Here is a 17,852-nt window from a genome sequence, read left to right on the forward strand (position 1 = left end):
CGCTCACCAAACCGGAACAGCTACCTTGATTGGTCCGCTGGACTCGGCGAGTTGATCGCACATGAAGTTCAGCAAGTAGTCCGCCGAGAAGGAATCAGGAGCAAGAGGCGCAAGAGGTCTCTCAACTCTGCGGCGGGTTCACGGAGCAGTCGCTACGACATGCCGGATGCGTCGAGGTGTATGCAGGCCCAGCCTCGCTGTTCGCCCGCTTCAAGCATTCGCTGCTCGCGGAGCGGACATAGAACTCAACCGCTTAACTGTCTTCCGATCGTTCCCGGCAATCGGGCGGACCGATCCAAACCAGGACGACGAGCCGATACGCCCCGGTAGGCCTCTGACGGCATCCAGAAGCGCGCGAGGCGCGAAGGGCTTCTGAAGGAATACCGTTCGCGGTGGCAGCCGATCGACGACCTTGCCGGACATCACGACGATGTTGAGCAAGGGGTGATGCTCCCGCGCGTAGGCCGCCAGGTCCAAGCCGGTCATGTTGCCGGCCAGGTTGTGGTCCGTGACCACCGCCTGCAACTCCGGACCGGTGGAGGCCACGATAAGCTCCGCCGCTTCGGCCGTCGCGCACTCGACGACTTCGAAGCCTTCGTCCCGCAGCAGGTCGGACATGATCTCCCGCTGCAGAGCGTCGTCCTCCACGAGCAGAGTTACGAAGTTCGACATCCCGGTCTCCTCGGCCAGGGTGTCAATCCGGAAACGTCGATTTGGTTCGAGGTGGCGCCATCACAGGTCTTCCCGCAGACCCTTGAAGAACGGGTGCCTCACTTTTCCTTCCGCTGACTTCGCGCGATATTCGATCTCGGCTGACAACTTCGGCTCGACCCAGATGCCCTTGTGCGAGATGCGCTTCTTGAACGCCTGGGTCTTCCGGATCAACGGCTCCAGCCTCTTCCGCAGGTCTGCAGCCGAAGCCTTGTCGAATCCATGGTCAACCTTGCCGGCGTAGACGAGGTCGGGCCCCTTGCGGCGGCCGACGTAAAGGCCGTCCCACTTCGTCCCGTCCAGAGCGAAGCCGGCGATGGTCAGCGTCTCGCGCTGCGCGCAGGTCTTCTTCACCCAGTCGTTGCTGCGGCCTGTCGGATAGACGCTGTCCCGGACCTTCGATACGACGCCCTCCAGTCCAACCTTGCAGGCGTGCGCGAACATCGCCTGCCCGTCGATCTCGAAGCTCTCGCTGAATTGGACATCGGTGCCGGCGACGATCTTCCTGAGCACGGCCTTGCGCTCAAAGAGCGGCAGCTTCCGCAGGTCGTGGCCGTTCAGGTAGATGAGATCGAAGGCGACCATCACGATCTTCCTCGACGATCCCTTGAGCTCGTTCTGCAGCACGTGGAAGTCGGTGGTGCCATTGGCGGCCGGCACGACGATCTCCCCGTCGACGACCGCCGAACCCGCCTTGATGTGCCAGGCGTCGTCGGCGACCTTCTTGAAGCGGTGGGTCCAATCGTGCCCGCGCCGGGTGAAGACCTTCACAGCCTCGTTGTGCAGATGAACCTGAACGCGGTAGCCGTCGAACTTGATTTCATGGATCCAGCGCGATCCGGACGGCACCCTGTCGATCGAGGATGCCAACGCCGGTTCGACGAAGTCAGGATACGGAGCCTTGTTGCCGATGCCAGCAGGCTTCCTACGCGAAAACGCCACGACCGAACTCCACGCAACAAACCCGACTCAAGGCGGCGCAAGCGGAATCGTTCCGGAACCTGTGAATCCTTGTGACGTTGCTACGACATCGTTCAACGAGGAGGAGCCGTGATGGCTACAGCGAAGAAAACTACGAAGAAGACCGCACGCGGTCGGAACCAGGACCGAGCGAAGGTTGCCGGCGGGCAGAAGTACGAAGTGGGTTACGAGGCCAAGAAGACCGGCCGTTCGGCATCCGCCGTGAAGAAGGCGGTGAAGAAGGTCGGCAACACCCGCAAGCGGGTCGAGAAGCGTCTCGCGCGCTGAGATGCTCGGGGCCGGCCTCACAATGGCCGGCTCAACTTTCCGGAAGGCACTCCGGGCAGGTGTCTCCGATGGAATCCAGAACATCCCGAACTTCCGCGATGGCCTGGTCCAGAGAGAGGCCAGCAGGCGGCTCCTGACGGGCGACATCGAGGGCGCGCTCCCGGGCGTGAGGGTCGGCCCGGTCCTTCGCCCATCCGTGCTCCGCGCATTCATGGATGGCGGCCGCCTCCTGCAGCACGTGGATCGCCCAGCCGCGCAACGTCCGGATCGCCGTTCGTCTTTCCTTCGTCATCAGCATCGACATCGCTCCTGCGAGGACGAATCCTTCCGCCCGCCTGCTCGTTCCGAGCGGTTAGCACGGGTCAGGGATTCGCAATCGGTAGGGCTGAGGCTTGTCCCCCTATTGCGCGGCGCTGTGCACAAACCAGAAGCGCTGGCCGGATGGACCCGGACCTCAAGTTTGATCGGCATTGCCAGCCCGAACGCGCAAGGTGTATTTGCTAGACTTGGACCTCTGAAGTAGCAGGAGGGGTGCATGGGTAATTGGCTCGTTGTCCCCAAAGGGACAAGCTTGGCAAGGCGGACCCGAACGCGTCGGGCAGCGCAATACGTTCGGATGTCGAGAGAGCTCCAGCGCTATTCCATCACGAACCAGCTCGCGGCCATTGCTGCCTATGCCGAAGCGAACACCCTCACGATCGTCCGGACCTATGCAGACGAGGGCCGCAGTGGCCTTCGCATCAAGGGACGGCCTGGTCTCATCGAGCTGATCGACGACGTTCAGTCGGGACAAGCCGACTTCGATCACATCCTCGTCTACGACGTCAGTCGCTGGGGCCGCTTCCAGGACGTCGACGAGAGTGCCTACTACGAATTCCTGTGCAAGCGGAGCGGCGTCCAGGTCGAATATTGCGCGGAGCTCTTCAAAAACGACGGCACCTTCGTTTCAGGGATCGCCAAAAGCCTGAAGCGCGGCATGGCCGCGGAGTGGAGCCGAGAGCTCTCGGTCAAGGTGCACGCGGGGCACTGTCGAGTCGCGAGCCTGGGGTACCGCGTCGGCGCCCCCGTTGGTTACGGCCTCCGGCGCCTGATGGTCGACGAGAGCGAGCATCCGAAGGGCTTCCTCGAAAAGGGCCAGTTCAAGGCTTTGCAATCGGATCGCGTTCGACTACAGCCCGGCTCCGGTGAAGAGGCAGCCGTGGTCCGGATCATTTTTGATCAGTTCGTCAACGGCCGGAAATCCTACAGCGACATCCGGCGCCAACTGAACGATGCCGGCATCGCCAATCACAACGGTCGGCCGTGGACCGACGGCATGATCCCGACCATCCTCGCGAATGAGAACTACATCGGCAAGACCATCTACAATCGCACATCGCGACGTCTCGGACAGAAGCTCGTCAAGAACCCCGATCACGCATGGGTCCGAGGCGCGGCGGCTATCGAGCCTATCGTGGACCCCAGCATCTTCGCTCGAGCCCAGAAACTGCTGGCCGAACGGCGTGTGGAGATTCCTGAAGATGAGATGCTGCTGCGCCTGCGTCTAACGCTGCGCAGGCGCGGAAAGCTCAATTCGCACATCATCAACACGACGCTTGGTCTCAATCACGTCTCGTCGTACGTGAAGCATTTCGGCTCGCTGCGGAAAGCCTACGCGCTGATCGGATACAAGTCGCCGCGGGATTGCGATTGGATCGACACCCGGGAGCATTGGGCCTCCGAACAGGCGAGGCACGCAACCGAGCTCGCGGAGGTATTGCGAAACGACCGTGGTCTTCGGCCGGAGCTCGCTCCGGACGGCATCGGCGTCGATGTCGAAGGCAGGCGGGTAGTTTCGTTTCTCGTTGCGCGACGGCTGGCGCGACGGGGAGAGGACCACGCTGCGCAATGGAAAGCCTATCGAAGGCAAATCTCATCGGGCCTCCTTGCCGTGATGCGGTTGGATGCGGCAAATCGGGAGATCGAGGACTACGTTCTGCTGCCTGCCTCGTTGAGGTCGGGCCGCTACGTCTGGCTCTCATCAGGCTCCCTTCGTCGCCATCGCAGGGCGCTTTACCGGGAAAGGGGGGTGCTGTTCGGGGCCATCAAAGCAACGCTGGCAAAAACCACCCGTGCCGCCCCAACCAGCTCAGCACCGCCGAAAAAGCGATCGAAATCAGGCCAGCCCAAAGCCAAGGGCTTCGGCGGGCGGCGCTCACGGTGCGGAGATACAAGAGCGCTCCGATGACAGTGCCGTAGTTCCTTCGGAAGTCACCGTTCAGTTTCGCGATCTTGGACAATTCCGAGGAGGTGTTCACGTCATTTGCCATCGGGCTGGCTCCTTCGTCTCGCTAGGACCAGCGCCTTATGAACCACTGTTTTGCCCGACGGAGCAAGACAAAATTTCGCCTTATCGGAATTTTCTGGGGTCGTTTCCAAGTCGCCGCATTGCTCGAACCGCTAGGCGGCCTCGCCGATATATCTCTCCTCACTCCGCTTCTGGTTGATGAGGTTCAACAACTGGGCGGAGGCCCGCGCGTCGCATAGCGCGCGGTGGTGATTGTCGAGTGATATGCCGTAGATCTCGCAGAGCTTCCCCAGTCCGTAGGACTTGTGTCCCGGATAGCGCCGCCGCATCCCGGCACATGTGCCGAGCTTCGGAAATCTGAAGCGACGCCCGATCCGCTCGAATTCGTAGGAGAGGAAACCGTAGTCGAAGCTGACGTTATGGGCGACGAAGATGCCGTCGGCCATGAACTGCATGAAGGAATCCGCGACTTCGGCGAACAAAGGCGCGTCGCGAACCATCTCGTTCGTGATGCCGGTCAGCTGGACGATCTTGGCTGGAATGGAACGCTGCGGGTTGAGGAGAGAGTGCCACTCGTCCACGACCTGGTGGTTGCGGACCTTCACCGCGCCGATCTCGGTGATGCGGTCCCCGTTCGACCATGAGCCGGTGGTCTCGATGTCGACCACCACGTAATCCTGCTCGGGGTCGAAGCGGTAGTCGACCTGACCGATCTCGGCCACAATGCCGGCGTCGCCGAGTTGGCGGAGGCGGGTCAGCTGGTTGCGGCGGATCACGTCCCCTTCGGCCTTGACCTCCATGAAGGACGCCTTACTCACAAGCCTTGCTTGAGCTTGACCGGGGTTATCCGACCACTTTGAAACTTACCCCTTCCCAGGGCATCGTAGTGGGCGTGGCTATGACTCCGTCTGTGCTCCGCGACGGCGAGGTCAAGAGCCACATGCTCTTCGATTCGGGCGTGCTGCTTCCCCTCGAGGACGAGAAGAGCGAATTCTTCGAACAAGCATTGCATACGCTCGCTCATGAGTGTGCCCATGTTGAAGTCACGGGGCGGTTCGATACGGCGCTCCCGGGCATACTGTTGCAGAGCAAGCCAGGAAACGCGCACGCTCATTACCGCTGGGAGATCATAAACGCGTGCTGGGATGAATAACCAGCTTGCTGGATATGCGCGCCGTTTGGACAACGTCCGACCGAAGCGTACGAAGAGACTTTCGTGACCGCGCTATTTCAGACGAGGAGGCGCGCAAACGATTCGATCAAGGCTTACCGGCTGCATTGCGATCTGAAGCGGGTTACGGCGGAGGTATACGGAGCCTACGGAGATCTGATGAAGTTCGCGTCCTACCATCTCGGAAACATGGTGGGGCGGCCTCACCCTGGATGACCTGCCAAAGACAAAGAAGGCTTTGGAAAGCCATTGGTTCGCACCTTTTTTCGAAAAGCTTGCGAAGGTTTGCGAAAATATCGCGACAGAGTACGGCAAATGGACCGATCGCAGTTCGTTTGAGGCCTTAGGTGATTTGGCTGATGAGATTGTTGCCGCTGGAGGTCTCACAATATCGGGCCACAGGGACGATGGCGGGTTTTACGTCGATATTCCACTCACGCCGGAAACAACGCCTTATTGGCCCTGACTAAGCTCGGCCGCTGCACGAGTAGTGCCCAAGCCAACCCGGACAGACGCACGAATTCCTTGAAGCGTGCCGCGCACAGTGTTGGCGGCAGGCTATGGCATCTCAAGTTCAAGATCGAGGAACGGCGTGCCGCCCTCAGCCTCTTTGCGTAGTGCTCCAGCGACTCGGAAGTCGACCGCAGGCGACACAATCACTTCGCCTTCGAAGCGACCGTTCGGCCCCAGTGCCCACATCGGCAGCGCCAGGAGGCCTGGCCGCGCCCGGATCGTCAGGAACACGCTATGCCGCTTGTCGCCGGCTTCAAGGAAACGCAGGGCCGCTTGCTGGTCGACAGAGGTTGAGAAGAAGCCCCCATATCTGTAGGTGAGATCGACCAGCCTATTGGGCTCGCTGTGCCAGAGGCTTCCCATTGCAGCATAGCCATTGCCGATACCGGCATAGAGCACCGCATCCTCCAACAGGCGCCATTTGCGGGTAGCGGACGTGATCAGGGGCAGAAGCCGAGAGTCCTCGGCCAACTCGCTCTCGAACGCCGGGCAGCCCATGGCGTCCCGACCCTGCATCAGATGATGGAGTCGCGGGGATTCCGCCGCGTAGGAGTGGACTGCCTCGCTCTCCTCAGCAGTTAAGTCAACCAGCTTTTCGAACTTCGGCCATGGGACGGTCATGTGCACCTAGCGTTCATCCATCCCGCCCCTTTTGGGCCCTCATACAATAAAGCGGGCTGCGGACTGGCTCGATTTTTTCGAGTCGCTCTTCCGCTCGGGACGTGGCAAACAAGCAGAGAGTGCTACACCTAAGTGCTCCACCGTCCAGAATCCGGCGGTTCAAAAAATCCTTGTTTTTGAAAGACTTCTGCGCTGCTGAAGATCAGTGGCGGAGGGAGAGCAACCGGGCTCAAACACTCTCCAATTGTAAAGCCCACAAGCTCCCATAAAAGCGTTTAATCTCAATATTTTAGATTTCCTTGATAGCCGGCATGGGCGCGGGTCGCACGAACGCTAACTGAGGCGCAATTCGAAGCCTGGCGCAAAATCCTTCCAGGTTTGGAAGCAGCCGTACGTGGGGTGCCCGCTAGCGGTTTCCGAGACAGAACCGCAGCAGCTGCTGTTTTCTGCGGCACGTTTCTCAATATCGAAGGCGCGCGAGGGCGCACACCGGAGGGGGCGCATATTGGTACCCCAATAGGCGGAAAGGAACTAAGACCGAGTCTTCTTCATTATTTCGTCGCCGGCGCCCAGCTGGCGGAACGGTCCCGGTCCATCCCCTTCCAGCTCACAGCGAGCCGGGGCCGTTCCTGCGCGTTTGGAACATCGGCTTTTCAAGGACCCTCGCATCCTCCGGGGGCTCTCGCGCGATATATGCTTCTGCTGGCCCTCAGCCCTCAAGCCAATGAGGTCCAACTTAGCCGGGGCAGCTGCCACAATTGAACCAAGGCCACCTGCCTGCCGGCGATTCAACTTAGGAACAGGTAGCACACTTTAGGAGTCGAGAATTTAATCCAACTGTTAGGACCCGAGGTAGCAAATGCAGCTGCGTCGACGATTAAAGCAGACCACCAACCTGGCCGAAGAAGCCCGACGTCTTCGCGAAGAAGCCGAACTCCTCCCCCACGGACCTGGACGTGATGACGCCTTACGCAGGGCGCGGCAAGCTGAGGCCGGTGTCCGGATCAACATTTGGCTGACTTCACCCCGGCTAAGACCACCGGAATAGAACTAAGGCCGCGCGTTGGCGTGATTGGCGCACGAGCCCAAACTTCACGGTTTTTTGGGCTGCCGATTATGACTGAGAAGCCCTACAAGCCTACGACAGAAGGGATGGCTCGATTGGCAGAGATCGAGGCCCTGCCCATCTCCATTGGATATCCAATTCGGCGCAAGACTGGTTTGGCGCGCTGTCTTCTGCTTCGACACCTCATGCGCCAGCCCGAGCGGATCGCGGGTGGCTTTGAGTTCCACCACTTCTGGTACGCTCTAAAGCGAGACCAAGTGTTGCTGATCAAACTCCGCATCTGGCGGACCACCGGCAAATTCCCCGCCGACAACTAGCGCCGAATATTGCCAAAAGTTCTCCCCGATTTGCTTGATCATCTCCCGTCGATCCCAAGACAGGCGCCGTCGTCGCTTCCGACAATCACAAGCCCTTCTTGGTCCCTAAAGTCCTCTCGCTTTCACGGCGCCCTAACGAGCATCGTCGCCATTCAGACAGCATCCAACGGCCGGCCACAACTTCGGGAACGAATCAGCCTGCGTCAATGAACCCCGGTTCCTTTGTGGAGTTGCGTATTATGCGTCGTGCACCTTCAATTGTGCCATCAGACCGGCTTGACCGGGATATTTATCTGGTGCTTGAGGACTTCGGCGCTCGTGCAGGATGCGCGTGGCGCGAAACGGACGAAGCAGAGAACTGATCTCGAAGCCGTGCTGCAAGGCCTCCTCTCCGGTCAGTACGCTTACCCTGTCCGGATCGTTTGCTTCAACGCGATCGAGGGCTGGTCACGCGATGCCACCTCGGACGTTGCCGACGCGCTGGCCCAGCTCGCGGCCGATAGTGATGAGGATGTCTCCGACGCGCTGCAGGGATCCATCAGCGCCAATTCTATAAGGCGCCTCGACAAACAACTCGTGCTGCAGTTGCGGGGCGCATGAGGCTCCGAGAGGGCAAGGCAGGCGCTGCGTAGCTTACGCGGTAATTGGCCGGCAATCTTCAGCAATATGAGAGACCTGGGCGAGTTGCTCGACATGGGAATGCCGGGATATCAATTTTCGATTAACTTTTGAAATAGCAGCCACAGTCCACTTTGGTACTCAGGAACTTTGCGTCACGGAGGTGAGATTTTGTCTGAAACAAGGGAAGCCGAGCCATCGTCGCCCGGGCGCCCGCAGCCGGGTCCCCAATGCCCGAAGTGCAAAATGCCTTCGCGCTACACCATGTCGATTTACGACGTGAAGAACGACAGGCCGGTGCAGATCTATCGGTGCTATGATTGTCAAAAGGAAGTTTGGATGTAACTGAAGCCCTCAGTCGGCCTCTCCCGCTCTAGAGGCTACAAGGTGCTCGGCCGACAACCTTAGGCCTGCTGGTTCGAATGGGAAAAACATGCAAACCTGGCGGCACACAACAAAAAGAAGAATGCCCCCATGGAAGATATGCAGATCCAAGTCGAAAAGCTCCGAAAGGAGGCCGCCGAGTGCGCACTCATCAGAGATCTTGCGACTGCTCCTCACAAACAGCAGTTGTTCGATCGGTTGACGAAGCACCTCAACATCCTTGCGGACGAAGTCGAGAAGGCGATAGCTGACCAAGCAGGAGCGACCGAGCGTGCCTGATGATTTAGCGCGAGGGCCGCCCACCCTCCTTGGCACGAATCGTTTTTATCTCTTAGGTTACAGCGGCTCGAGCGGGAACGTGTACGCCGCTCGCCTGAGGGCGTTTGACGCAGTACCCGTAATTGGCGACACCCGGGAAACTAATGCAAGACTTGCATCCAACAGGGCGATACCAATACTGGAAATCATCCCGACTATGTTGATCGTCGTCTTTGTCTGGATTTCCGCTGCCGCCGGTTACGTCGTGCTTACATTGCCTCCACCTTGTGAGAACTCCGCATTAAGGCCGAAATTTTGAGCGTGCAGCCGTGCTAACTATGATCCTCCTCCTGCTGTCAGGCGGGCTCCTTTTTGCGGGAGCCATCATCCTGCTATTCGAGATCAACGCCTTCCGAGAGCGCCGGCGGCAATCATTACGGCCCTGAAGACCCGTATTTTTGGACGACCGCAGCCCCTTGGCTAGGTCCGCCCAGGCCCATCCCGATCGACAAAATCCTGCTTAAGTGGAATAGACAGAACCGCTACGTTCCGTTTGGCTGAGCAAGCGGAGGCTTGAACCTTCGCAATTTTGATTGCCCAACGAAAGGCGATCCAACAATGAAAAATAAGCCTGATTGGGTGCTCATCGGCGTGTTCATCTGGATCGCAGCTACTGCCGGATACATCCTCCACCTAGGCATACAGCTGATCAGGTAAGGTAGGCTTGACGGCACCGATCGAGTCGAAAATCTCGTTCCCCATGCATTCCTCAAGTGAGAGGTTCGAACCAGATGGCAACTGCCGCTTACAAAGCAGGCGCGGATATCGAGCGGGGCGACCTCGTCAAGGTTGTTGATGGCCAGCTTTTTCCTGCGTTTAACAATGAGCAGAATGTTGGGGCCGCGGCCCAGCACATTCCGGCGGGAATGGAGGCCTTTTGTGGTCGTGACAACTTTTGGCGGCGAGGCCTCCCTTTTGAAATCTGAAGGGGGCTCATCATCGGATGCCAGTTCGTTCTACAGCCCTATAGACGCGTTAAAACTGCGCCCGCTGGCATAGTTCCAGTACGCTACGCGCGCAAGCGCTTCATGCTATCATCACCCATCGTCGCGCTTATCAAACTTATCGAATGATCTGATCAGAATTGCGAACGACCCTCTTCCCTTTATCAAGCCTCAAGAAGCTGATCATTATGTCGCTTCCATTGACGCCCTCAAGCTAGCAGCGCCGTTAGGCAAGTCCCATGCGTGTAGTTGGATAGAGGCCGACCGCTGAGGATCTACTTCTCCTCCTACTGAGTTTTCGCGGGGGATATGGTCACTATCAAGGCCATCTCGGCATCGCGCACGGTAACGCCGCGCCCGGTTTCGTCAGCAATTTTTCGCGCGATCCTAAGTGCGGCTGCCTCATCCTTCAATTCAAGGACGATTATGCTTCCCTTGCCTGAAAACGCTGTGGGATTTTCGACATGGATCAGGATCGGAGGCTGTATCTCGCTCAAAGCGGAGCCTGCAGGCCTGGCGATGAAAGCCACTCGTCAACATGCGTTGCAGTTTCCAACTGCCGGGCCTTGCGCATAAGCTTCCGGACTATAGGGCAGTTGTGAACTCTGAGCGCGCAAGCGAGCGGCTTCCTGCTCAAGACGTTCGCTAAGGGATAAAACCTTTTGAATCGTCGCCGTTTGCGCATGGCGCGCTGCTTTCCATATAAGAGGAAGGCGGGAGCGCAAGCAGGCGTTCTCATCGCCGATATAGGCCGAGGGTTGCGCGGTGACGACCTACCGTGCGCTTTCAGACATCGGAGCCCCAATCTTATATATTAATGAACGATAGGCCGTTCAGCTCGTGAAGCTCCTCAAGGTCCCAGATCGTTGGCAGGCTATCACCGGTGCCGGTTCGCTCGCTCGTCAAGGGGCTTCTCCCAAGAAGCTCAGAACCACACTGCAGCGGACGTACGTGTCGGTGCAGCCGCCCTAACCCCGGCGGAAAATCTGGCCTCGCTCCGCCGCGAGCGCGAGCTCCTCCCATTCGCGGGCAAGCCTTGCCCAGCCCTCGCGATCGACGGGGTTGAGGCTTCGAGCTGCCTCCTCGCGGCAGGCCGCCGCCTCCTTGTAGAATTGCTGAGCGGACGAGGTCATTTGCGCATAGCGGGATACTTCCCAAGTAGCTCGATCTGCATAGTTGCCTCAAATGACGATATCGGCCGAGCGGGCCACCTTCGCGGTCAGAAGGCGAACCACGCTAATACTGCAAGGATCGGGACGATCGCGATGCTGAAAAGAATCAACGGGGACGGCTCGTTGCCAGTACGGTCGCTCATCGCAGGCTCCTTAAAAGACAAGCCCCGCAGCGGCGGCGCCACGGGGCTCTCGGTACCGTCATCTCAGGGGGCGGAGATGCAGCACCTCAATAAAATAACAGCAACGTTCAAGCCTCGTTCCTAATAAAGCATCAGTGCGGCTTTTTCGGCTGATCGCTTTGCGGCCTGACGTCCATATTGCTATCCGGCATCTTGTCTCGACCTTGGTCCCCATTGTCATCCTTGCCGCCGGATGTGGATGTGCCGCTACCGCTGCTCGAACCGGGTGGCATGCCGGTTGTGCTGCGGGGATCCGAGTTCGGCGCTGTCGAGCTTGCCGCCGGATCACCAGTGACCGATCCTCGCCCACTCGGAGCGCCGCCACTTTGCCCCGAGGCGCCGCCGGCGATCGAAAGGACGATCAGGCTTGCTGTCATCAATGGCACCATTTTCACGGCGAACCTCCGTAGTTGTTGCCCTCAACCCAGTGCGTGCGTTGCCCGTTCCTATCGTCGCGCCTTCTTCTCTTTTGCAGCCTTCTCGACCCGCACGCACTTGAATTTCTTCGCGGCCGTCTTGCTCTTCGCCTGCTTCTTGACGCCCATAACTTCTCCAGACGCCTTGTGCGCCTAGTCCAGACCGACGAGCCGCCTAGGGCCGTTCTCGTTTGCGAGCGAACTACCCGGTGCGAGTCGATTGCTTTAGCGTCATCGGCGGTTGGTCACACGACGCCTCTCGAGTCGCCGGACGCTGGGCCAGCGCGCGTCCGCCTTAGTGTAGAGATTGGTGGCTCACAAAGGCAACTTACGCGAGAGCACGTCGGGAATCACTCCGTTGTTGTTCACTCAACGGAACGGCCCGACCTTTTTTGCGGATCGTCGCGCCGTTGGGCTGCTTCTGTGTTACGGTCCAGCAGCGCGCGGTCACGGCGATTCAAGCGACCTGATTTCAGGACCCCATATAGAATAGCGCCGCCAAGCACGAACGCGCCGATGAACCACAACCAGAGTAAGGTTGACGACGTACCGTCTTGCAGCATCCCGACACCACTGTTGCCCATCCAATGCCTCCCGAGTCTCAAGTGAGAAGGGGCCTGCTAGATGATGCCAGCGGGCCGGATTTACCCTGATCTTCCGATCGTTCATAAGAGCTGCGGACTGGCCGAACCCAAGCTGCACCGGCCGCCTTGGGGTGCCGGTGGTTATATATCGGCCGAGGTTGCGTGTGCGGCTACGCTGCCTGGCGCTGATGCGACAGGAACTCCATGGTCACCTTCTCGACGTTAGAGTCGATCCAAGCGGCCATGCGCTGCTCCTCTTTCAACGAAGCCTCCAACGGCGCCTTGGCCTCTGGCATGCCGGCCGCGCTGCAGAGCGCAATGAGAGATTTGTAGGCGGCAATCTCGAAATTCTCGAACGCATTGTTGGCGAAGGTGTTCTTGAGGATTTCGTCGCCCGCCACTGAATGCGCCATGGCCGTCATGTTGGCCATCAGCGACTGCGCGGTATCCTTTAGGCTGGAGGAGCTTTCGCCGCAGGCTTCGAGGCATTGTTCCAGCCGCTTGAGCTGTTCATTCGTCTCCTGAAGGTGCGTCACGACCTTGGCCTTGACCTCCGGATATTCGTCCAGCCGCTCCGACTGGCGCTCCATCAACTCTCGCGCCTGCACTTCCATCGCATGCGCATTGCGTAGTCCGACCACGAACGTGTCGCGGGCTATATTAGCCATAGTGCTGTCCTCCATTTGACTGGCTTCGCTCCCGCAACCCGCACGTCGGGAGGATCGTTCCTATCGCGATCAGACGGTTTGCCGCAGGCCTGCGGATGCTCGACATCGACGAAGGCAGGAACGGTTGGCCGCGCGCGTGATTGGTCAGGCCTCAACCTCAAGGGAGACATGACATGCGTAAGACAATGCTGACGATCTTCACGGCTGCAATGCTCGCCAGTACGTCCGTCGGTGCAGCGTTCGCACAAGGCGCCGGTGGTGGTGCTGGTGGCGGCGCAGGCGGCGGAGCTGGTGCCGGTGCGGGCGGCGCAGGAGCCGGCGGCGCTGGCGCAGGTGGTGCAGGTGCTGGTGCTGGTGGTGGTGCAGGAAGCGCCGGCGCTGGCAGTGGAAGTGGAAGTGCCGGAGACGGCTCAGGCTCGGGCAGTGGCGGCACCACCCATACCGACCGCGGCGGACAAGGCGCTTCCAGTGCGCCGGGCATGCGCAACGAAACCACGCCGCGCTCAAACGGCACCACGCAGCGCTGATAGCGGAATGGCTTAGTGTGCGAAAGCAGTCCCGGTAAATCATTCGCCGGGACTATTTGGTTCCTAACGCTCATGCCCGCCACATAGGCCGCCAGCTTGTCCAGCGTCTGGTAGCCGTATTGTGCACGGCGTCGAAGCCGATCATGCCGTCACGTTGCGCGGTGTTCGAGGCCAGCTGTCATCATCAGCCCGGTCTTGCCGTTGCTCCATGCCGGGAAATCGTCGTCCTGTCGACGCCGTGATCCATCTCCATCAGCGACGGCCGCTGACGGCGGAAGCGCATGCGGTTCGGATAGACCGTGCCATCAGGGCCGATCAAACGCCACACGCCGCCGACGCGGACGTCGATCTCGAAGGTCTCGACCTTGAATCCCTTCGGCCCGAACCATTGTGGCAGATGCTTCGAGCTGGACCATGCCTCGAACACCTGATCGCGCGGCGCGTCGATCACGCGCGACATCGCTCGACTCGCCCTGGCCGTCGGCCGCTGCGGGGAGAATTACCGCCCCCGCAGACGCAAGTGACTTCCCGATAACAAGAACGGCCCTCCGGCCAAACGTTGAGTAACCACTCTCGCAAACTCGGGGTTGGTCGAACATTACCGCCTGACCCTGAGTAGACGGCATGGCTTGTGAAGGCAGGTTTGCTGGCCATACGGACGCTTCCCTTAGCGACGGGTTTTGAGGGGACCTAGTGCGGTGCGCTTAAAACTTTTAAGTTATCGACGGAGGGTGACACCTGCACCAAGGTGCCGATCAATCGTGAGGGCTTGCTGCCCGGACGCCTTTTGCGTCGCGCAAGAATTCTCCTAAAATGGAGAGCGCCACATGATTGAGCATTCGGCTGATGAGCGTAGCCGTTTCCGGTCGCGTCCGATAAGCCAAATGTCGCCGTTCGGCCTTCGTAGAGTTCTCGCCTGTTAGAAAGTTTCCTCTTAGAGAGGCGGCCGCCAGTTCCAGACTTCAGGCTTGGTAGAGATCGAGCAACTCGTTTTCAGGCAACGAAGCATTGCAACTTCCGGAGCTGGCCGTACTCGTCTCAGCTAATGGCTCGTGACCGGTATCCTTTCGGACCGTAACGGTGCGCCCGTCTCTGACGGCGATCTTTTGAGCTGCTTGATAGCAATAACCTTTGCGCATACCTTGGCCCTAACCGTAGGCTTTGATTCACGACGACAGTGCTGTCGGTTCCGCAGCTAACATTCCATCAACCACTGTGATTTTCAAACGCAACAGCCAAAATGCACCCTGGTGCATTCCGAAGTGTTCTGCACCCACAACCGGGATCTCAAACTCCTGACCTCAGACAGAAACGTCCGTCACGCTCTACGTTGCATGTCAATTGAACGCGCCTCGGACTGATTATCAACGTTGACGTAATAATAGCCTCGGAGCCTCCGGATCGTAGATCAATCGTCTGGCTTCTCATTGGCTAGCGCTCCGGATTTTGGGTCGGCGTGGAATTTCGTCCTGGGGCGGCCACATCGAGGACAACTCAAGTGCCTTTTCTGCCCCAATCGTCCGGATGTCTCTGCCTTACTCGACTTATTTATCAAGAAGCACAATGTACGCGCGTGCACATTGTACAGGTTACTTGCGGGTCCACTATCGTTCAGGCCGCGCGCGCTGCAGCCGGATTGCTCGCTCAACCTCGTCCGCAAGATTGGATAGGTGTGCGGCCAAGTAGGTGTAGAGCGCTTTCTTTTCTGGCTCGGGCGCCAAATCACGAACTAGAGCCGCTTCGGCAGCATCTGTTCGAAGTTTCTCAAGGCTTTCTTGCATGTCTTTCATCGGCAGCGTCTCGGATTAGATGATCGCTCGGTGGCCTCGACGCCGAGTATCGAGCCGGCGCGGCGCAACGCGGTTACTTGATGGGCGACGTAACCGGCGTCGAAAACCAAATGCTACATCAGTCGCCGAAACGGGCGCGTATCATTTGGTACGAATTGTCAACTCAGGCTTTCTTGCTTCAAGGGAGTTTCTAGGGCCGGCGGTTGCGCGCCTCGACAGTGAGCGAACGCAAACAATTGAGGCAGACTTTGCATTGCGTCGCAAGTACGGCGGCTGGCAACGCACGGCGCCTTCGGAAAATGGCGGCGTCTGCGCTCTGACCGGTCGTCTTCATTTTTAGCGGGTGAAGGTATGTCGCAACCGGTGGGCCACTTTACAATTTTACTCGACGGGCTGGCGGGAGAGGGCGTCGCGCTTTGCTTAATGGCCATTCATAGAATGTGTTTTAGGGTTGGGTCACGACGCGCGAGCCAAGGCAAGGCTCCATGTACGGAGGAACTTGCGATGGAATCTCGGGTTTTGGCTTCAGGTTTGTGAGCGCGGTCTGGAGAGCGAGGAATGCGTCATGCGGCAAAAGGCAAAGTCAAGATCGATGATCTCCCGCCGGTTGGCTGGGGCCTTCTCAACGTCGTGGCGCACATCCTGACGCACGATCGTCGGCATTGATTCCGGTAAGCCTGTTCAAGGACACCCTTCCTGAAATGGTCGGGAACGGAGAAGCGTCGATTTCGGCGTCGTGCACGTCATCGGGTGACGCAAGCGATCAGGACTGGAACAAAATGAGAGACAGCGCCTCGGAAATTGCCGAAATCAGGGACGCCGTTCACGTCTGCATCGACATGCAGAACATTTTCGCTCCCGGCGGACTGTGGGCGACGCCCTGGATGGAGCGTGTCCTGCCGACGATCATCTCTATCGTCGGGCGATGCCGGGCGAGAACGATTTTCACACGTTTCGTCACGCCGGAGAACCCCGAGGATCGGCCCGGACAATGGCAGAGCTATTTCCGGCACTGGCATCAGGCGACCCGCAGGCATCTTCCGGCGTCCGCTCTCGAGCTCGTGCCGGTCCTGCACCGGTTCGTGCCGCCGGCATCGGTCATCGACAAGCCGGCTTATTCCGCATTCAGCAATCCCGGCCTTGCGCGCCTGCTGGTCGAGAAGAACGTCGGCACGATCGTGGTCTCAGGCGCCGAAACGGACGTCTGCGTTCTGTCGACGGTCATGAGCGCGGTCGATCTCGGATTCCGCATCGTCATCGTGGAGGACGCGCTGTGCAGCTCGTCCGACATCGGTCATGACGCGCTCATGACGATGTACCGCACCCGCTTTCATGGCCAGGTGGATCTGGTGACCGCGGAAGAACTGGCGGAGTTTTGGCGGGAGTAAGATGGGATGCGCTGGCGCCACTTGCTAATCTTTGCGATTCTCGCCGGCGGAGCCGCATTGGCTGCGGCGTGGTGGGTGAGCGCGCCGCAACGAATCAGCGCGGCGGAAGCGCGGGCCGTTTCCGAGATCGAAGGGGATTCAGAGCGGGGCAAGCTGGTATTTGCGGCCGGCGATTGCGCGTCCTGCCACGCCTCGCCGGGCCAGCCCGATCGTTTGCGTCTCGGCGGCGGGGTAGCATTGGCCTCACCCTACGGAACGTTTCGCGCGCCCAACATTTCGCCCGACCGGATCGACGGCATTGGAAACTGGACCGCCGAGGATCTCGCCAACGCACTGATGCGCGGCGTGTCTCCGGACGGAAGCCACTATTATCCGGTCTTCCCCTACGTCAGCTTCACGCATATGCGCGCTGAGGACGTCCGGGACCTCATGGCTTATTTGCGCACGCTGCCGCCGGTGAAGGGGCGTCCCCCGGACCACGACATCAACCCGCTGTTCCGCGTTCGCCGCGTGCTGGCATTCTGGAAGATGCTGTACTTCAGGCCGGGCCCCATCGCGCCAGATCCGGCGCGGGAAGAAAAATGGAATCGCGGCCGCTATCTGGCCGAGGCGCTCGGCCATTGCGCGGAATGCCATTCCTCGCGCGACATGCTGGGCGGGATCAAGCAGAGCACGCGCTACGCCGGTGGCCAGGATCCTGCCGGCACCGGCTTTTATCCCAACATCACGGCCGCGCGTCTCGGCGACTGGTCGGAGGCTCAATTGGCGGCGATGCTGAAAACGGGGATCACGCCAAATCACGGCCGCGTCGGCTCGTCCATGTCCGACGTCGTCACCAATCTGGCCATTCTGCCCGAAAGCGACCGGGAGGCGATTGCCGCCTTCGTGAAATCCTTGCCGTCACGGCCGACGCCCAGCCCTTGAGCA

Annotated in this window: 19 protein-coding genes and 2 pseudogenes; 10 read left to right on the forward strand and 11 right to left on the reverse strand. The window is 59.5% G+C overall.

Features of this window, described 5'->3' with window-relative positions; genetic code table 11:
- Positions 1-210 precede the first annotated feature (210 nt).
- A complete protein-coding gene (locus tag JQ580_RS32810; RefSeq protein WP_212285375.1) occupies positions 211-672 on the reverse strand; it encodes a response regulator in 462 nt (153 codons plus the stop codon).
- Positions 673-732: 60 nt separating this feature from the next.
- Positions 733-1,653, reverse strand: coding sequence for a non-homologous end-joining DNA ligase (gene ligD / locus JQ580_RS32815; RefSeq protein WP_212285376.1), 921 nt, complete (start codon positions 1,651-1,653; stop codon positions 733-735).
- 111 nt (positions 1,654-1,764) lie between these two features.
- On the opposite strand from ligD, the gene JQ580_RS32820 reads away from it, so the two are divergent.
- Positions 1,765-1,959 (forward strand): DUF3606 domain-containing protein, encoded by a 195-nt coding sequence (locus JQ580_RS32820; RefSeq protein WP_212285377.1) that lies wholly within the window; start codon positions 1,765-1,767, stop codon positions 1,957-1,959.
- A gap of 31 nt (positions 1,960-1,990) precedes the next feature.
- Here JQ580_RS32820 and JQ580_RS32825 read toward each other — a convergent pair whose 3' ends face one another.
- On the reverse strand, positions 1,991-2,257 hold the full coding sequence (locus JQ580_RS32825) for a hypothetical protein (protein ID WP_212285378.1): 267 nt from the start codon (positions 2,255-2,257) through the stop codon (positions 1,991-1,993).
- A 237-nt stretch (positions 2,258-2,494) separates the two neighbouring features.
- On the opposite strand from JQ580_RS32825, the gene JQ580_RS32830 reads away from it, so the two are divergent.
- On the forward strand, positions 2,495-4,186 hold the full coding sequence (locus JQ580_RS32830; protein ID WP_283814019.1) for a recombinase family protein: 1,692 nt from the start codon (positions 2,495-2,497) through the stop codon (positions 4,184-4,186).
- Positions 4,187-4,398: 212 nt separating this feature from the next.
- Here JQ580_RS32830 and JQ580_RS32835 read toward each other — a convergent pair whose 3' ends face one another.
- Positions 4,399-5,064: an exonuclease domain-containing protein gene (locus tag JQ580_RS32835; RefSeq protein ID WP_311982629.1), complete on the reverse strand. Its 666-nt coding sequence runs from the start codon at positions 5,062-5,064 to the stop codon at positions 4,399-4,401.
- Between the two features lie 122 nt (positions 5,065-5,186).
- Between JQ580_RS32835 and JQ580_RS32840 the strand changes: the two genes are divergently transcribed.
- Positions 5,187-5,399: a hypothetical protein gene (locus tag JQ580_RS32840; RefSeq protein WP_212285382.1), complete on the forward strand. Its 213-nt coding sequence runs from the start codon at positions 5,187-5,189 to the stop codon at positions 5,397-5,399.
- 576 nt (positions 5,400-5,975) lie between these two features.
- Here the strand turns inward: JQ580_RS32840 and JQ580_RS32845 are convergent.
- The gene (locus tag JQ580_RS32845) at positions 5,976-6,557 is read right to left on the reverse strand and encodes a hypothetical protein (RefSeq protein ID WP_212285384.1); all 582 of its coding nucleotides are present in this window, start codon (positions 6,555-6,557) and stop codon (positions 5,976-5,978) included.
- A 1,005-nt stretch (positions 6,558-7,562) separates the two neighbouring features.
- Between JQ580_RS32845 and JQ580_RS32850 the strand changes: the two genes are divergently transcribed.
- From JQ580_RS32850 to JQ580_RS32865, 4 genes and pseudogenes are all read left to right on the forward strand, one after another.
- A complete protein-coding gene (locus tag JQ580_RS32850) occupies positions 7,563-7,934 on the forward strand; it encodes a hypothetical protein (protein WP_212285386.1) in 372 nt (123 codons plus the stop codon).
- Positions 7,935-8,173: 239 nt separating this feature from the next.
- Positions 8,174-8,534: pseudogene (locus JQ580_RS32855) on the forward strand (hypothetical protein).
- A 492-nt stretch (positions 8,535-9,026) separates the two neighbouring features.
- Positions 9,027-9,215 carry a hypothetical protein gene (locus JQ580_RS32860; RefSeq protein ID WP_212285388.1) on the forward strand — a complete coding sequence of 63 codons (189 nt, stop codon included), beginning with the start codon at positions 9,027-9,029 and terminating at the stop codon, positions 9,213-9,215.
- A 770-nt stretch (positions 9,216-9,985) separates the two neighbouring features.
- Positions 9,986-10,180: a hypothetical protein gene (locus tag JQ580_RS32865; RefSeq protein WP_212285389.1), complete on the forward strand. Its 195-nt coding sequence runs from the start codon at positions 9,986-9,988 to the stop codon at positions 10,178-10,180.
- Between the two features lie 305 nt (positions 10,181-10,485).
- On the opposite strand, the gene JQ580_RS32870 is transcribed toward JQ580_RS32865, so the two are convergent.
- From JQ580_RS32870 to JQ580_RS32885, 4 genes are all read right to left on the reverse strand, one after another.
- Complete coding sequence (locus JQ580_RS32870; RefSeq protein ID WP_212285392.1) at positions 10,486-10,728, reverse strand: hypothetical protein; 243 nt, start codon at positions 10,726-10,728, stop codon at positions 10,486-10,488.
- A 438-nt stretch (positions 10,729-11,166) separates the two neighbouring features.
- Complete coding sequence (locus JQ580_RS32875) at positions 11,167-11,331, reverse strand: hypothetical protein (RefSeq protein WP_212285393.1); 165 nt, start codon at positions 11,329-11,331, stop codon at positions 11,167-11,169.
- 1,002 nt (positions 11,332-12,333) lie between these two features.
- Positions 12,334-12,552: a hypothetical protein gene (locus JQ580_RS32880; protein ID WP_212285395.1), complete on the reverse strand. Its 219-nt coding sequence runs from the start codon at positions 12,550-12,552 to the stop codon at positions 12,334-12,336.
- A gap of 170 nt (positions 12,553-12,722) precedes the next feature.
- Positions 12,723-13,220, reverse strand: a complete 498-nt coding sequence (locus JQ580_RS32885) for a ferritin-like domain-containing protein (protein ID WP_212285397.1) — start codon at positions 13,218-13,220, stop codon at positions 12,723-12,725.
- A 173-nt stretch (positions 13,221-13,393) separates the two neighbouring features.
- Between JQ580_RS32885 and JQ580_RS32890 the strand changes: the two genes are divergently transcribed.
- Positions 13,394-13,747 carry a hypothetical protein gene (locus tag JQ580_RS32890; RefSeq protein ID WP_212285426.1) on the forward strand — a complete coding sequence of 118 codons (354 nt, stop codon included), beginning with the start codon at positions 13,394-13,396 and terminating at the stop codon, positions 13,745-13,747.
- Positions 13,748-13,818: 71 nt separating this feature from the next.
- Here JQ580_RS32890 and JQ580_RS32895 read toward each other — a convergent pair.
- Both JQ580_RS32895 and JQ580_RS32900 read right to left on the reverse strand, forming a co-directional pair.
- Positions 13,819-14,207: pseudogene (locus tag JQ580_RS32895) on the reverse strand (SRPBCC domain-containing protein); the annotation flags it as partial.
- 1,144 nt (positions 14,208-15,351) lie between these two features.
- Positions 15,352-15,537 (reverse strand): hypothetical protein, encoded by a 186-nt coding sequence (locus JQ580_RS32900; RefSeq protein ID WP_212285399.1) that lies wholly within the window; start codon positions 15,535-15,537, stop codon positions 15,352-15,354.
- 779 nt (positions 15,538-16,316) lie between these two features.
- Here JQ580_RS32900 and JQ580_RS32905 point away from each other — a divergent pair.
- Together JQ580_RS32905 and JQ580_RS32910 are read left to right on the forward strand one after the other, a co-directional pair.
- Positions 16,317-16,925, forward strand: coding sequence for a cysteine hydrolase family protein (locus JQ580_RS32905; protein WP_212285401.1), 609 nt, complete (start codon positions 16,317-16,319; stop codon positions 16,923-16,925).
- A gap of 6 nt (positions 16,926-16,931) precedes the next feature.
- Complete coding sequence (locus tag JQ580_RS32910) at positions 16,932-17,849, forward strand: c-type cytochrome (protein WP_212285403.1); 918 nt, start codon at positions 16,932-16,934, stop codon at positions 17,847-17,849.
- The last annotated feature ends 3 nt before the right edge of the window (positions 17,850-17,852 follow it).

It is taken from the genome of Bradyrhizobium sp. SZCCT0148, assembly GCF_018129985.1.
GTDB classification, from domain to species: domain Bacteria; phylum Pseudomonadota; class Alphaproteobacteria; order Rhizobiales; family Xanthobacteraceae; genus Bradyrhizobium; species Bradyrhizobium japonicum_H.

What these genes read in the sequence shown, in the direction of transcription:
- JQ580_RS32810 (WP_212285375.1), bottom strand. Translation starts at nt 672, where the DNA reads ATGTCGAACTTCGTAACTCTGCTCGTGGAGGACGACGCTCTGCAGCGG.
- JQ580_RS32820 (WP_212285377.1), top strand. Translation starts at nt 1,765, where the DNA reads ATGGCTACAGCGAAGAAAACTACGAAGAAGACCGCACGCGGTCGGAAC.
- JQ580_RS32825 (WP_212285378.1), bottom strand. Translation starts at nt 2,257, where the DNA reads ATGCTGATGACGAAGGAAAGACGAACGGCGATCCGGACGTTGCGCGGC.
- JQ580_RS32830 (WP_283814019.1), top strand. Translation starts at nt 2,495, where the DNA reads ATGGGTAATTGGCTCGTTGTCCCCAAAGGGACAAGCTTGGCAAGGCGG.
- JQ580_RS32840 (WP_212285382.1), top strand. Translation starts at nt 5,187, where the DNA reads ATGCTCTTCGATTCGGGCGTGCTGCTTCCCCTCGAGGACGAGAAGAGC.
- JQ580_RS32860 (WP_212285388.1), top strand. Translation starts at nt 9,027, where the DNA reads ATGGAAGATATGCAGATCCAAGTCGAAAAGCTCCGAAAGGAGGCCGCC.
- JQ580_RS32865 (WP_212285389.1), top strand. Translation starts at nt 9,986, where the DNA reads ATGGCAACTGCCGCTTACAAAGCAGGCGCGGATATCGAGCGGGGCGAC.
- JQ580_RS32875 (WP_212285393.1), bottom strand. Translation starts at nt 11,331, where the DNA reads ATGACCTCGTCCGCTCAGCAATTCTACAAGGAGGCGGCGGCCTGCCGC.
- JQ580_RS32880 (WP_212285395.1), bottom strand. Translation starts at nt 12,552, where the DNA reads ATGGGCAACAGTGGTGTCGGGATGCTGCAAGACGGTACGTCGTCAACC.
- JQ580_RS32885 (WP_212285397.1), bottom strand. Translation starts at nt 13,220, where the DNA reads ATGGCTAATATAGCCCGCGACACGTTCGTGGTCGGACTACGCAATGCG.
- JQ580_RS32890 (WP_212285426.1), top strand. Translation starts at nt 13,394, where the DNA reads ATGCGTAAGACAATGCTGACGATCTTCACGGCTGCAATGCTCGCCAGT.
- JQ580_RS32900 (WP_212285399.1), bottom strand. Translation starts at nt 15,537, where the DNA reads ATGAAAGACATGCAAGAAAGCCTTGAGAAACTTCGAACAGATGCTGCC.
- JQ580_RS32905 (WP_212285401.1), top strand. Translation starts at nt 16,317, where the DNA reads ATGAGAGACAGCGCCTCGGAAATTGCCGAAATCAGGGACGCCGTTCAC.
- JQ580_RS32910 (WP_212285403.1), top strand. Translation starts at nt 16,932, where the DNA reads ATGCGCTGGCGCCACTTGCTAATCTTTGCGATTCTCGCCGGCGGAGCC.